We start from the raw sequence: 14,489 nt of genomic DNA on the forward strand, positions 1-14,489 counted from the left end.
TCGATGTCTTCCCGGGTACGCGGAGCGTCTCGGATGTCCGGGCCTCCTCCGTCACCTGGTGCCTCTCGGCACACGGGCCGCTGTCCGGTGCCACCCGGCGGCGACCCGCCGACGCGACAGGGTCAGGGACGGGCCTCGGCGAGGCCCTGCCGGACGCCCTCGGCGTCCCGGTCGGTGCCGTACACGGGGGTGTCGGGCTGCTGCCGCCAGCTCTCGTCGAGGGTGCCCGCGTCGACCGGGTCGAAGCCGAGCGCGTCGACGAGCTGCATCACGAGCTGCTTGGCGTCGGCGTCGTCCCCGGCCACCGGCAGCGCGATCCGGTCACCGGCGTCGGCCGGCTTGCCGTGGTCCATCAGGTGCGCCGCCTGGATGTTGTTGAAGGTCTTCACCACCCGGGCGCCCTTGAGGTGGTCGGCGGTCCACCGGCTGGAGCTGAGGCTGCGGTCGAGCAGTTCGGCGATGTCGCCGTCGCGCTGCGGGTAGTAGTTGTTGGCGTCGACCACGATCTTGCCGTCGAACGGCTGCGCCGGCAGTCCGGGCACCGCGTACAGCGGGATCGCCATCACGACCAGTTCGGCGTCCTGGACGGCCTGCTCCACGGTGCCGGCCGTCGCGCCGCTCTCCCGGGCCAGCTCGGTGAGGCTCTCCGGCCCCCGCGAGTTGGCGACCGTCACGTCGTGCCCGAGGGCGCTCAGCCGCCGGGTGAGGGTGCCGCCGATGTGCCCCGAACCAATGATTCCGATCTTCATGACCACTCCTGCCTCCGCCGGTCCCGACGGTCAGTTCCGGTCGTACGGTCAGCAGGTACCCCGACGGGGCCGCTCCGATTGCTGACGAGGCGTGCACCACGTCACGTCGTCGCGGACCCGGGCGCGGGGCCCCGGGAGCCGGGTCCCGCATCGACGGTACGAGGTCACGGGCGTCGTCCGGGCCGATTCACCGAACGTCGGGTGGCCTGGACGGTGTACGTCGGCACGCTGCGACCGCCCACCTCGACGCCAGGATCATCTCGGCGTCGCCTGCCGTCGTCGCTCGCCCCGACATCGGCGAGGTTGCGGTTTCCCGTCCCGGCATTACCGCATTCGGGGCCCATCAGCCCCGACCCTAATTCGACGGACGTCCGGGATGTGTGGGTGGGTATAGCAGTTGAGGCCGACCCCGTGGGGGTCGGCCTCAACTGAAGGTTGTCCGGCGGTGTCCTACTCTCCCACACCCTCCCGAGTGCAGTACCATCGGCGCTGGAGGGCTTAGCTTCCGGGTTCGGAATGTGACCGGGCGTTTCCCCTCCGCCATGACCGCCGTAACACTATGAACATATCAAACAACACACACACCCACACTGTGGGGGGTTGTTTGGTGTTTGTTCAGAGTTGCACAGTGGACGCGTAGCAGCCTTGTTATCAAGTCCTCGGCCTATTAGTACCGGTCAACTGAACCCGTTACCGAGCTTACATTTCCGGCCTATCAACCCAGTCGTCTAGCTGGGGGCCTTACCCCCACAAAGTGGGGTGGGATACCTCATCTTGAAGCAGGCTTCCCGCTTAGATGCTTTCAGCGGTTATCCCTTCCGAACGTAGCTAACCAGCCGTGCCCCTGGCGGGACAACTGGCACACCAGAGGTTCGTCCGTCCCGGTCCTCTCGTACTAGGGACAGCCCTTCTCAAGTATCCTACGCGCACGGCGGATAGGGACCGAACTGTCTCACGACGTTCTAAACCCAGCTCGCGTACCGCTTTAATGGGCGAACAGCCCAACCCTTGGGACCTGCTACAGCCCCAGGATGCGACGAGCCGACATCGAGGTGCCAAACCATCCCGTCGATATGGACTCTTGGGGAAGATCAGCCTGTTATCCCCGGGGTACCTTTTATCCGTTGAGCGACACCGCTTCCACACGCAAGTGCCGGATCACTAGTCCCGACTTTCGTCCCTGCTCGACCTGTCAGTCTCACAGTCAAGCTCCCTTGTGCACTTGCACTCAACACCTGATTGCCAACCAGGCTGAGGGAACCTTTGGGCGCCTCCGTTACCCTTTAGGAGGCAACCGCCCCAGTTAAACTACCCACCAGACACTGTCCCTGAACCGGATAACGGTCCGAAGTTAGATACCCAAATCAACCAGAGTGGTATTTCAAGATTGCCTCCACCCATACTGGCGTACAGGTTTCACCGGCTCCCACCTATCCTACACAAGCCCATTCAGATACCAATGTCAAGCTATAGTAAAGGTCCCGGGGTCTTTCCGTCCTGCCGCGCGTAACGAGCATCTTTACTCGTACTGCAATTTCGCCGGGCCTGTGGTTGAGACAGTGGGGAAGTCGTTACGCCATTCGTGCAGGTCGGAACTTACCCGACAAGGAATTTCGCTACCTTAGGATGGTTATAGTTACCACCGCCGTTTACTGGCGCTTAAGTTCTCCGCTTCGCCCCAAAGAGCTAACAGGTCCCCTTAACGTTCCAGCACCGGGCAGGCGTCAGTCCATATACATCGAATTACTTCTTCGCATGGACCTGTGTTTTTAGTAAACAGTCGCTTCCCCCTGCTCTCTGCGGCCATACAACGCTCCACCCGCACGGGGCTTCACGTCTCCGGCCCCCCTTCTCCCTAAGTTACGGGGGCAATTTGCCGAGTTCCTTAACCACAGTTCGCCCGATCGCCTCGGTATTCTCTACCTGACCACCTGTGTCGGTTTGGGGTACGGGCCGCTCGAAACTCGCTAGAGGCTTTTCTCGGCAGCATAGGATCACTGACTTCACCTGAATCGGCTCGGCATCACGTCTCAGCCCCATGACATGCGGATTTGCCTACATGTCGGCCTACACGCTTACCCCGGCACAACCACCGGCCGGGCTCAGCTACCTTCCTGCGTCACCCCATCGCTTGACTACTACCCGCCAGGTTCCCACGCTCCCCAACATCCGTCCGAAGACATCAGCCAGCTCGGGTGGTTAGCACAACGAGGTTCATCACGGGCGCTCCTTCGCGGGTACGGGAATATCAACCCGTTGTCCATCGACTACGCCTCTCGGCCTCGCCTTAGGTCCCGACTCACCCAGGGCGGATTAGCCTGGCCCTGGAACCCTTGGTCATCCGGCGGAAGGGTTTCTCACCCTTCTTTCGCTACTCATGCCTGCATTCTCACTCGTGCCGCGTCCACAACTAGGTCACCCCGCTGCTTCACCCCCGGCACGACGCTCCCCTACCCATCCACACACCTGCACAAGGAATCACGTCCAAGCGAGATTAAAATGTGAATGCCACAGCTTCGGCGGTGTGCTTGAGCCCCGCTACATTGTCGGCGCGGAACCACTTGACCAGTGAGCTATTACGCACTCTTTAAAGGGTGGCTGCTTCTAAGCCAACCTCCTGGTTGTCTATGCGACCCCACATCCTTTTCCACTTAGCACACGCTTAGGGGCCTTAGCTGGTGATCTGGGCTGTTTCCCTCTCGACTACGAAGCTTATCCCCCGCAGTCTCACTGCCGCGCTCTCACTTACCGGCATTCGGAGTTTGGCTGATTTCGGTAAGCTTGTAGGCCCCCTAGACCATCCAGTGCTCTACCTCCGGCAAGAAACACACGACGCTGCACCTAAATGCATTTCGGGGAGAACCAGCTATCACGGAGTTTGATTGGCCTTTCACCCCTAACCACAGATCATCCCCCAACTTTTCAACGTTGGTGGGTTCGGCCCTCCACGCGGTCTTACCCGCGCTTCAGCCTGCCCATGGCTAGATCACTCCGCTTCGGGTCTAGAACATGCGACTCAAACGCCCTCTTCAGACTCGCTTTCGCTACGGCTCCCCCACACGGGTTAACCTCGCCACATGCCACTAACTCGCAGGCTCATTCTTCAAAAGGCACGCCGTCACCCCGCAAGGCTCCGACGGATTGTAGGCGAACGGTTTCAGGTACTATTTCACTCCCCTCCCGGGGTACTTTTCACCATTCCCTCACGGTACTCGTCCGCTATCGGTCACCAGGAAGTATTTAGGCTTACCAGGTGGTCCTGGCAGATTCACGGCAGATTACAGGAGTCCGCCGCTACTCGGGAACACCCACAGAAGATCAGCAACTTTCACCTACCGGACTCTCACCGACTACGGTTGGCTTTTCCACACCATTCGGCTAGCCACTGACTTTATAACTCCTCGAACAAGTGTCAGCTCGTTCAGCAGGGTCCCACAACCCCGACCACGCAACCCCTGACAGGTATCACACGCAACCGGTTTAGCCTCAATCCGCTTTCGCTCGCCACTACTCACGGAATCACTAAATTGTTTTCTCTTCCTACGGGTACTGAGATGTTTCACTTCCCCGCGTTCCCCCCACACACCCTATGTGTTCAGGTGCGGGTGACACCACATGACTGGTGCCAGGTTTCCCCATTCGGACACCCTGGGATCACAGCTTGGTTGACAGCTCCCCCAGGCCTATCGCGGCCTCCCACGTCCTTCATCGGCTCCTGGTGCCAAGGCATCCACCGTTCGCCCTTGACAACTTGACCACAAAGATGCTCGCGTCCACTGTGCAATTCTCAACAAACAACCAACCCACAACCCCACAGCCCCACACCAGCAACCCCAACAGGGACCCGGTATGCGAGGCCAGGCCATGCCTGGCAGACCACCGAAGCTCACGCTCCAGAACAGTCCTCCGAAAAAACAACCTCAGGTTGTTCCTTCAGGACCCAACAGGGTGCTATACGCTCCTACCCAGCCGCACCAGAAGGAACCGTTCCCACCACCCCGAAGAGCAGCTGTACTAGGTATCCCGGCCGTTGCCGGACACAAACTCGCCAGTGTCTCCGCCATCTGAGCACCCCGACCCGACATCCGCAGGCCGCGGGCTCCATACCGGCTTTCACCGGATGGTGCTCCTTAGAAAGGAGGTGATCCAGCCGCACCTTCCGGTACGGCTACCTTGTTACGACTTCGTCCCAATCGCCAGCCCCACCTTCGACGGCTCCCTCCACAAGGGTTGGGCCACCGGCTTCGGGTGTTGCCGACTTTCGTGACGTGACGGGCGGTGTGTACAAGGCCCGGGAACGTATTCACCGCAGCGTTGCTGATCTGCGATTACTAGCGACTCCGACTTCACGGGGTCGAGTTGCAGACCCCGATCCGAACTGAGACCGGCTTTTTGGGATTCGCTCCACCTCACGGCATCGCAACCCATTGTACCGGCCATTGTAGCATGCGTGAAGCCCTGGACATAAGGGGCATGATGACTTGACGTCATCCCCACCTTCCTCCGAGTTGACCCCGGCAGTCTTCGATGAGTCCCCGCCATAACGCGCTGGCAACATCGAACGAGGGTTGCGCTCGTTGCGGGACTTAACCCAACATCTCACGACACGAGCTGACGACAGCCATGCACCACCTGTGACCGCCCCCGAAGGACCTCCCATCTCTGGAAGTTTTGCGGCCATGTCAAACCCAGGTAAGGTTCTTCGCGTTGCATCGAATTAATCCGCATGCTCCGCCGCTTGTGCGGGCCCCCGTCAATTCCTTTGAGTTTTAGCCTTGCGGCCGTACTCCCCAGGCGGGGCGCTTAATGCGTTAGCTGCGGCACAGGGAACCGGAGAGGCCCCCCACACCTAGCGCCCAACGTTTACAGCGTGGACTACCAGGGTATCTAATCCTGTTCGCTCCCCACGCTTTCGCTCCTCAGCGTCAGTATCGGCCCAGAGACCCGCCTTCGCCACCGGTGTTCCTCCTGATATCTGCGCATTTCACCGCTACACCAGGAATTCCAGTCTCCCCTACCGAACTCTAGCCTGCCCGTATCGACCGCAGGCTTGGGGTTGAGCCCCAAGTTTTCACGGTCGACGCGACAAGCCGCCTACGAGCTCTTTACGCCCAATAAATCCGGACAACGCTCGCGCCCTACGTCTTACCGCGGCTGCTGGCACGTAGTTGGCCGGCGCTTCTTCTGCAGGTACCGTCACTTGCGCTTCGTCCCTGCTGAAAGAGGTTTACAACCCGAAGGCCGTCATCCCTCACGCGGCGTCGCTGCATCAGGCTTCCGCCCATTGTGCAATATTCCCCACTGCTGCCTCCCGTAGGAGTCTGGGCCGTGTCTCAGTCCCAGTGTGGCCGGTCGCCCTCTCAGGCCGGCTACCCGTCGTCGCCTTGGTAGGCCATCACCCCACCAACAAGCTGATAGGCCGCGAGCCCATCCCAGGCCGAAAAACTTTCCACCCCCCACCATGCGACAGGAGGTCATATCCGGTATTAGCCCCCGTTTCCGAGGGTTATCCCAAAGCCTAGGGCAGGTTACTCACGTGTTACTCACCCGTTCGCCGCTCGAGTACCCCGAAGGGCCTTTCCGCTCGACTTGCATGTGTTAAGCACGCCGCCAGCGTTCGTCCTGAGCCAGGATCAAACTCTCCAACAAAAACCTGTCGAACAGCAATCCCGACAACAAACATGTTGCCAAAGGAATCCCAAACCAACCAAACCCGAAGATTCAGCCGGCACGGGGTATAAAACAATTGGCACTGGCTTTACAAGCACCCTGTTGAGTTCTCAAAGAACAACCACACACCAACCAGACCACCGCACCAACGGCCACCCAGTCGGGGCATTTCGTTCACCGCGCCCCACGCTCTCGCGCTGGGCACTTTTACTACGTTACCTCACCGTCTTCCCCGTGTCAACCGGTGTGTCCCGGTGTGTCACGCTTCGTGCGGCATCGCCCGATGAGCGCACGCAGCGGCCAGCGCTGCGGTTGATCATCGGATTTGGCAGAACCGGCCGCTGCGGTTTCCCGCATGCTCGCCCGGTGCCCTGCCGGTCGACAACCTTACCCGGTCGGTTCCGCCCGGCCAAATCCGCCCTGCGGCGTTCGGTCGAGCCCCACCCGGACCGCGTCGTGCAGGAGATGGTGCCCCCGACGACCCGGTGCCACACATCGGATCCGACCCCCGGGGTTTTAATCCCGTTTGCCCGTTCCGCGCTGGCAGAGAGAAAGTTACGCGGCCTCAGGTTTGATCGTCAAATCCGCTGGTCATCGGCCTCAGCGCCGCCCGCTGACGCCGCCGGGGACAGGCGGCGGGCCGCCCGCCACCCCCGGATGCCGAGCACACCGGCCGTGGAGCCGATGGCCAACGAGGCCGCGATGAGCACCGCGTGGATCCAGAGGAATCCGGTCGGAGCGCCCACGCCGACCGCCCCGCCCGACCAGGCCCGCGTGTCGTTCCAGATGGCGACCCCGAACCTCGGCCAGATCGCCCAGGCCCACACCCCGACGCCGACCAGGAACAACGACCAACCCCGCGACAACACCATGGTCGACGAGTATCCCAGCGCCCCGCCCCCTGTCGGCCCGCCCACCCCCGCCCCCGCCCCCCCGAAACGGCGCCCCCGCCGCCGAGGCGTGTTGATCAAGAGGTTCCGGTCATCCTCGGGGACGTCCGTGACGCAAACTTCTTGATCAACGCGCTCGGGCGGCGGCGGGCGAGGCGGGGCGGGCCGGGCGGTGTTTCCGCTGCTGGGGGTTGGGGCACCTGTCGGGTGTCGACGACGAGGTGGAGGTGGCCCGGATGCAGCCGTTCAACCCGTGGGCATGGCGCGACCCGGCGGCGCTGGCCGGCGGATACGACCAGACCGAGCCGGGTGAGCGGCCCGACCGGGAGTCGCACGACGGGCCGGACGCGCCCGGCCCGGGGACCCCGCTCGACCTGACCGGATACCGGGTGGAGGCGACCGACGGGCGGATCGGCGCGATCGACGAGGCGAGCGAGGACGCGGGTGCCCGCTGGCTGGTGGTGGACACCGGGCCGTGGATCTTCGGGCGGAAGGTCCTGCTGCCGGTCGGCACGGTCGCCCGGGTCGACCACGGGGACCGGGTGGTGCACGTCGACCGGAGCCGGGAGCAGGTCAGGGACTCCCCGGCGTTCGATCCGGAGGACGACGTCCGGCCGGACTACCGCGAACAGGTCGGCGACTACTACGCGCAGAGCTACCACCGGGGCTGACGGCGGGAAACCCGGTCCGCCCCGACGGGCACGCGGGGCGGAGCGTCGGGGCCGGGACGCTGCGGCCGGCAGGCCGGGACGCTGCGGCCGGCAGGCCGGGACCGGCCACGTCCGACAGCGGGACCGGACGCGTCCGGCAGGGCGGACCGGCCACGCCGCCGGTCCGGTAGGCTGCCGGCATGACCAGCGCGACCGCTCAGCACACCCGGACGTCGTACGACGTCGTGGTCGGTGCGGAGCGACGCCGGCGATCCGTCGCCCGCCCGCGCTGACCCATTCCCCTGCGACCGGCGGATCGAGCCGCCGGTCACCTCCGCTGTCCTCGGTCCGTCCGCAGGCCCCCCCGTCCGGGGATCCGCCTGGCTGACGGATCCGAGCAGATCGGCGTATCAATGGATCTTGAAAGGTTGCTCACCGACCGGCTGACGCCGGCGTTCGCCGCCGTGGCCGGTGAACCGGTCGCACCCACCGTGCGGCGCTCGCCGCGGGCGGACTTCCAGTCCGACGCGGCGCTGGCGCTGGCCCGGCGGCTCGGCCGGCCGCCGCGCGAGATCGCCCAGGCGGTGCTGGACCGCGCGGACCTCGACGACGTCTGCGCGGTGGCGGAGGTCTCCGGCCCCGGCTTCGTCAACCTGACCCTCGCCGACGGGGCGCTGGCCGGGATGGTCGCCGCGCTGGCCGGCGACGAGCGGCTCGGGGTGCCGGTGACCGGCGACCCGGCGACCGTGATCGTCGACTACTCGGGCCCGAACGTGGCGAAGGAGATGCACGTCGGGCACCTGCGCTCGACGGTCATCGGCGACGCGGCCGTCCGGGTGCTGGGCTGGCTCGGGCACCGCGTCGTGCGGGTCAACCACCTGGGCGACTGGGGCACCCCGTTCGGGATGCTGATCGCGCACCTGGTGGACCTCGGTGAGGCGGCGCAGGAGCTGTCCATCGGCGACCTGGACGGGTTCTACCGGGCGGCCCGGTCGAAGTTCGACGCCGACCCGGCGTTCCGGGAACGCGCCCGGCAGCGGGTGGTCGCGTTGCAGGGCGGCGACCCGGAGACCCGCCGGCTGTGGCGGTTGCTGGTCGGGCAGTCCCAGCGGTACTTCCTGACCGTGTACGAGCTGCTCGACGTCACCCTGACCGAGGAGGACTTCCGGGGCGAGAGCGCGTACAACGACCGGCTCGGCGCGGTGGTGACCGACCTCGACCGGCTCGGGTTGCTGACCGACAGCGCCGGGGCGACCTGTGTCTTCCCGCCCGGGTTCGTCGGGCGCGACGGCGTCGGGCTGCCGTTGATCGTGCGCAAGGGCGACGGTGGGTACGGGTATCCGGCGACGGACCTGGCGGCGCTGCGGTCGCGCGTCGACGAGCTGGGCGCGACCCGGCTGCTCTACGTGGTGGGCCTGCCGCAGCGGCAGCACTTCGCGATGGTGTTCGCGGTGGCCGGGCAGGCGGGTTGGCTGCGTCCTCCGGTCCGGGCCGAGCACCTCGGCTTCGGCTCCGTCCTCGGCCCGGACGGCCGGATGCTGCGCAGCCGGGCCGGCGGCTCGGTGAAGCTGGTCGATCTGCTGACGGAGGCGGTCACCCGGGCGACCGCGCTGGCCCGCACCCGCGACCCCGACCTGGACGAGGCGGAGGCGGCCGAGATCGGCCGGGCCGTCGGCATCGGCGCGGTCAAGTACGCCGACCTGTCCACCGACCGGACCCGCGACTACGTGCTCGACTGGGAGCGGATGCTCGCCCTGGACGGCAACACCGCCCCCTACCTCCAGTACGCGTACACCCGGACCCGGTCGGTGCTGCGGCGGGCCGGGGCGGTGCCGGGGCCGGCGGCCGGGGTGGTGCTCGGCACCCCGGCGGAGCGGGCGTTGGCGTTCGAGCTGCTCGGGTTCGCCGCCGTCGTGCACGAGGTGGCCCGGACGGCGCAGTTCCACCACCTCGCCGGCTACCTGCACCGGCTGGCCACCCGGTTCAGCACGTTCTACGAGCGGTGCCCGGTGCTGCGGGCGGACGGGGAACTGCGGGCGAGCCGGCTGCTGCTGACCGACCTGACGGGACGGACCCTGCGGCAGGGACTGGACCTGCTCGGCATCCGGACGCCCGACCGGATGTGAGCGCCACGCCGGGGCCGCGCCGGGTCGACCGGACGCGGCCCCGGCGGGCTCAGCCGGCCGGACCGCGCAGCCCCTCGTAGTACGGCTTCATCGCCGGGTAGTAGTCGTCGAACCCGGCCTTCGGGGCGTCCGTCCCGGCGGCCACCAGCAGGTCGAGGTAGTACTCCCAGCCGGGGCCGATCTCGCCGACGTGCTCCTCGCTGTCGAGGTGGTGGGTGAACCGCAGCTCGGTGCGGCCGGCCGCCTCGGTGAGCAGCAGCTCGATCCGCCAGCCGCCCGACCCGTCGGCCGACGACACGGCCAGGTGCCGGGGCGGCTCGCAGGCATCGATCCTCAGCTCGGTCCAGGGGGCGTCGTCCTCGAACACCATCTGCAGCCGGATCGTCCGGCCGGGGCCGGCGTCGCCCTCCCAGGGGCCGAACCAGCGGGCGGTGCGTTCGGGTTCGGTGACGCTGGCCCAGACGTCCGTGACGGGTGCGCGGAAGGTGCGTACCAGCACCAGGTCGGTGCCGGCGGCGGTACGGAACAGCCGTCCGGTGGGGTTGCCGGTCACGCGGTCTCTCCTCTGGCTCGGTCCGTCGTGTCGCGCGCGCGGCGCTCCCGGCGGGTGCGGTGGACCTCCGTTTCGAGCGCGTCGAGGTGCTGCGCCCAGCCGCGTGGGCGGCGGAACCGGGCGAGCCAGTCGACGAGCTCGGTGAACCGGTCGGCGTCGAGCCGGTAGCGCCGTTGCCGGCCGACCAGCTCGCTGCGGACCAGGCCGCTCTCCCGCAGCACCCGCAGGTGACGGCTGACCGCCGGCCTGCTGATCGGGAACCGGTCGGCGATCTCCCCGGCGGGGAGGTCGCCGTCGCGCAGCAGCTCGAGGATGTGGCGACGGACCGGATCGGATATCGCCGCCGCCACCTCGTCCACCGGTGAAGCGTAACCTATGGGTTACGCTTTTGTCGGGCGGCCGGCGGTGGTCACCGCAGCGGGGCGGGCAACGGGCGCACGCCGGTGAGTTCCTCGGAGCGGGCCCACAGGTCGGCGGCGAGTCGCCGGTCGGTGGCGGTGCCGCGCAGCGGGGCGAAGGTGGGCTCGGCGCGGCGGAGGAGCCTGCCGGGGCCGATGTGCCGGCCGGTGGGCGCGGTCGGGACGGTGGCGGCGAAGAGCATGGGCGCGGCGGCCTCGTCGAGGGGGCGGCGCAGCGGGCCCATGAGCACGGTCTCGATCCGGCGGGCGAGCGGCGGCAGGTCCCGGGAGAGGTCGGTCCTGGTCATCCCGGGGTGGGTGAGCAGGCTGCGGACCGGCGAGCCGGTGGCCCGCAGCCGGCGGTCGAGTTCCAGCCCGAACAGCACGTTGGCGAGCTTCGAGGTGGCGTAGGCGCCGGCGGCGGAGTAGCGGCGTTCGGCGGCCAGGTCGGTCAGGTCGAGCCGCCCGAGCGGGTAGAGACCCGAGGCGACGGTGACCACGACCGGGTTCCGGCCGACGGTCAGCGCGGGCAGCAGCCGTCCGGTGAGGGCGAAGTGCCCGAGGTGGTTGGTGGCGAACTGGCTCTCCACCCCCTGTGGGCTCAACCGCCGGGGGACGGTGCCGATGCCGGCGTTGTTGACCAGCGCGTCCACCGTGTCGACGTCGCGGCCGAGGCCCTCGACGAAGGCGTGGACGGAGTCCAGGTCGAGCAGGTCCAACCGGCGGACGACGAGGTCGGCGACGGGGTGGGCGCGCAGCAGGTCGGCCCGGACCCGGGCGCCCTTGGCGGTGTCCCGGACGGCCATCACCACCCGACCGCCCCGGGCGGCCAGGTGGCGGGTGATCACCGCGCCGAGGCCGCTGCTGGCACCGGTGACGACGAAGGTCCGGCCGGACTGGTCGGTGAGATCGGCGGCGGTCCAGCCGGGTGCGCGGTCCATGGTGTGCCTTCCGACAGAGGAGTGGATTACCTATCCGATTCAAGCCCGGAGTAAGCGGATTGTCAATCCGATCGGATGAGCAATCCGCTGCGTTAGGCTGGCGCGGTGACGACGACACTGCGCGCGGACGCCGCGCGCAACCGCGACCGGGTGCTGGCCACCGCCCGCGCGCTGGTGGCGGAGGGCGACCTGTCGTTACAGCTCAACGACATCGCCCGGCGGGCCGGGGTCGGGGTCGGCACCGTCTACCGGCACTTCCCGACCCGACGCGCACTGCTGGAGGCGCTCGCCGCCGACGCCTTCGCCACCCTGCTCGACCAGGCGCAGGCGGCGAGCCGCGAGGACGACCCGTGGGCGGGACTGCAACGGCTGCTGCGCAGCATCCTGCTCGGCCAGCTCACCGAGCCGACCCTCGCCGAAGTGCTCTCGACCAGCCCGGACGAGGACGCCACCGCACCGACCACGACCCGCCGGGCGGAGTTGGCCGCCCTGGCCGCGACCGTGCTGGAGCGGGCGGTCCGGGCCGGTCAGCTACGCCCCGGCCTCACCCTGGACGATTTGCAGCACCTGGTCTGCGGCACCGCGTTCGCCGCCCGGATCGCCGACGCGCCCGACGACCGGGTCGAGCTGTACCTGGCCGTGCTGCTCGCCGGCGTCCGCGCACCCGACCAGGGGTCACCCCCGCCCGCCTAGCCCGGCCGGACGCACGGATCGGCCACCGTGGACGACGGGCTCTGCGCGGTCCGGCCGTCGACGGCGGTCACCCGTACCGTCCAGGTCACGGCGGACGCCCGGAGCTGACCCACGGTCACCCGGGCGGACGATCCGTCCACCGTCATCGTCCGGCTCGTCGGGACGCCCCCGGCGGGGGTGTACCGCACCTGCGCGCTGCCCACCGCACCGCTGCCGGTGGCCCGGACGACCAGGCTCCAGGCGTCCGCGCCGCAGCGGACGTGCGCGTCGGCCGACACCGTGAAGGGAGCGGCGAGCTGCGCGCCCGTCGTCGGGCGGGGAGCAGCCGGCGGCCGGGAGGGTGCCGGCGTCGGACCCGGGACGGCGCTCGTCGCGGCGTCGGTCGGTGCACCGCCGGGCGCGGCCGGGCCACCGGCACCTGTCGCGTCCGGCCCCGGGGTCGTCCGGGCCGACGGCGCTGCGGTGGCGACGGCGGACGACGTGACCGCCGCCGCGCCGGTGGGGACGCCGGACGTCACCGACACCTGCTCGGCGTCCGGCCGGGCCGCCGACACCGCCCAGGTCCCGGCCACCACCAGGAGCAGCAGCAACCCGGCGGTCACGGCCACCCGCCGCCGACGCCGCCGGTCGCGGTCCCGGGCCGCGACGCCCACCGTCCGGGTCGCGGTGTGTGTCGCCGCCGCGCCGGCCGGGGCCACCGCGACGCGGGCCGGGCCCGACCCGCCCTGCCCGGCGGCATCCGACCGACCGGCGAGGCCGCCGGGCCCGACCGTCGACGCCGGCTCAGCCGTCGACGCCGAATCGGCCGGGGACGCCGGATCATCGGGCGACGCCGTGGGGGACGACGGATCAGCCGGTGACGACGGACCGGTGGGGTCGGGAACGGCCGGAGGGGTCGACCCGGCGGGGCCGTGGGCTGCGTCGGGGGCGTCGACCCCGGCGGCGGACCCGGGCGGGTCGGCGGCCGCCGGACCGGTGCCGGCCGGCAACTCCGCAGTGGCCTGCACGGCGGTGGGACCCGCCTCGGCCAGGCGCGACCACACCGTCTCGGCCACCACCAGGAACCCCGGCGCGGTGTACGCGGTCAGCAGCGCCGCCGGGTTGCACTGTTCGCGCCGGAGCAGCCCGCACCGGGCGCAGTCGTCGATGTGCCGGGCGAGCCGTTTGCGCAGGACCGGGGTGAGCCGGCCCTGCCAGTCGCCGAGCAGCTCGGCCAGGGCCGGGCAGTCCCGCGCCCCGCTGCGGGCGACGAGCAGCGTGCCGAGCGCCCGTTCGAGCTGTGACCTGGCCCGGGACAACCGGGCGTGCGCGTGGTTCGCGGGCACCCCCAACGCCGTACCGATGTCGACGGAGGAGAGGTCGTGGCGGATCGCCAGGTGCACCACCTCGCGGTCGCCGGGGTTGAGCGCGTCGACCGCCAGGTGCACCAGGGCGCGTACCTGGTCGGCGTTGACGGCGGCGGCCGGGTCGCCGGTGTCGGCCACCGGTTCGGCCGCCTCCGCCAGGGGCGCGGACCGGGCCCGCTCCCGCAACTGCCGCAGGCATTCGCTGCGCACGATCGCGTACAGCCAGGAACGCAGCCGGTCCGGGTCGCGGAGCTGGTCGATGCGCTGGCCGGCGGTGAGGAACGCGTCGTGGACGGCGTCCGCGGCGGCCTCCGGCTCGTGCAGCATCGTCCGGGCGTACGTGTAGAGGCGGTCGGCGTAGCGCCGGTAGATGCCCTCCAGGCCGGTCCGGTCACCCCGCCGGAGCGCCTCGACGAGCGTCCGGTCGTCCTGCGCCATCACGTCCATCCGTGCTCCCACCGCTCGTCGACGGG

Annotated in this window: 9 protein-coding genes and 3 rRNA genes; 3 read left to right on the forward strand and 9 right to left on the reverse strand. The window is 68.4% G+C overall.

The window, feature by feature from the left end:
- Window positions 1-122 precede the first annotated feature (122 nt).
- The 5 genes from FJK98_RS31210 to FJK98_RS31230 all read right to left on the reverse strand — a co-directional run bounded on the left by FJK98_RS31210 (window position 123) and on the right by FJK98_RS31230 (window position 7,291).
- The gene (locus tag FJK98_RS31210) at window positions 123-749 is read right to left on the reverse strand and encodes an NADPH-dependent F420 reductase (RefSeq protein ID WP_145922209.1); all 627 of its coding nucleotides are present in this window, start codon (window positions 747-749) and stop codon (window positions 123-125) included.
- 437 nt (window positions 750-1,186) lie between these two features.
- A 5S ribosomal RNA gene (gene rrf / locus FJK98_RS31215) occupies window positions 1,187-1,303 on the reverse strand.
- A gap of 93 nt (window positions 1,304-1,396) precedes the next feature.
- Window positions 1,397-4,506: ribosomal RNA gene (locus tag FJK98_RS31220) — 23S ribosomal RNA — on the reverse strand.
- A gap of 377 nt (window positions 4,507-4,883) precedes the next feature.
- Window positions 4,884-6,398: ribosomal RNA gene (locus FJK98_RS31225) — 16S ribosomal RNA — on the reverse strand.
- The 16S, 23S and 5S rRNA genes sit together here, the layout of an rRNA operon.
- Before the next feature lie 599 nt (window positions 6,399-6,997).
- The gene (locus FJK98_RS31230; RefSeq protein WP_145922210.1) at window positions 6,998-7,291 is read right to left on the reverse strand and encodes an SCO4848 family membrane protein; all 294 of its coding nucleotides are present in this window, start codon (window positions 7,289-7,291) and stop codon (window positions 6,998-7,000) included.
- A 254-nt stretch (window positions 7,292-7,545) separates the two neighbouring features.
- On the opposite strand from FJK98_RS31230, the gene FJK98_RS31235 reads away from it, so the two are divergent.
- Window positions 7,546-7,980: a PRC-barrel domain-containing protein gene (locus FJK98_RS31235; protein ID WP_145923091.1), complete on the forward strand. Its 435-nt coding sequence runs from the start codon at window positions 7,546-7,548 to the stop codon at window positions 7,978-7,980.
- Window positions 7,981-8,372: 392 nt separating this feature from the next.
- The gene (gene argS, locus FJK98_RS31240; RefSeq protein WP_145922211.1) at window positions 8,373-10,085 is read left to right on the forward strand and encodes an arginine--tRNA ligase; all 1,713 of its coding nucleotides are present in this window, start codon (window positions 8,373-8,375) and stop codon (window positions 10,083-10,085) included.
- Between the two features lie 49 nt (window positions 10,086-10,134).
- On the opposite strand, the gene FJK98_RS31245 is transcribed toward argS, so the two are convergent.
- Genes FJK98_RS31245 through FJK98_RS31255 form a run of 3 tightly spaced genes read right to left on the reverse strand, consistent with a single transcriptional unit; the run spans window position 10,135 to window position 11,977 of the window.
- Window positions 10,135-10,638 carry an SRPBCC family protein gene (locus tag FJK98_RS31245; protein ID WP_145922212.1) on the reverse strand — a complete coding sequence of 168 codons (504 nt, stop codon included), beginning with the start codon at window positions 10,636-10,638 and terminating at the stop codon, window positions 10,135-10,137.
- Window positions 10,635-10,997, reverse strand: a complete 363-nt coding sequence (locus tag FJK98_RS31250; protein WP_145922213.1) for a metalloregulator ArsR/SmtB family transcription factor — start codon at window positions 10,995-10,997, stop codon at window positions 10,635-10,637. The genes FJK98_RS31245 and FJK98_RS31250 overlap by 4 nt, the downstream gene beginning before the upstream one ends.
- A gap of 50 nt (window positions 10,998-11,047) precedes the next feature.
- On the reverse strand, window positions 11,048-11,977 hold the full coding sequence (locus tag FJK98_RS31255; protein WP_145922214.1) for an SDR family NAD(P)-dependent oxidoreductase: 930 nt from the start codon (window positions 11,975-11,977) through the stop codon (window positions 11,048-11,050).
- A 105-nt stretch (window positions 11,978-12,082) separates the two neighbouring features.
- Between FJK98_RS31255 and FJK98_RS31260 the strand changes: the two genes are divergently transcribed.
- Window positions 12,083-12,670, forward strand: coding sequence for a TetR/AcrR family transcriptional regulator (locus FJK98_RS31260; protein WP_145922215.1), 588 nt, complete (start codon window positions 12,083-12,085; stop codon window positions 12,668-12,670).
- Here the strand turns inward: FJK98_RS31260 and FJK98_RS31265 are convergent.
- Complete coding sequence (locus FJK98_RS31265) at window positions 12,667-14,463, reverse strand: sigma-70 family RNA polymerase sigma factor (RefSeq protein WP_168222585.1); 1,797 nt, start codon at window positions 14,461-14,463, stop codon at window positions 12,667-12,669. The two genes, FJK98_RS31260 and FJK98_RS31265, sit on opposite strands and share 4 nt — an antisense overlap.
- Window positions 14,464-14,489: the final 26 nt, after the last annotated feature.

It is taken from the genome of Micromonospora sp. HM134, assembly GCF_007833915.1.
GTDB classification, from domain to species: domain Bacteria; phylum Actinomycetota; class Actinomycetes; order Mycobacteriales; family Micromonosporaceae; genus Micromonospora; species Micromonospora wenchangensis.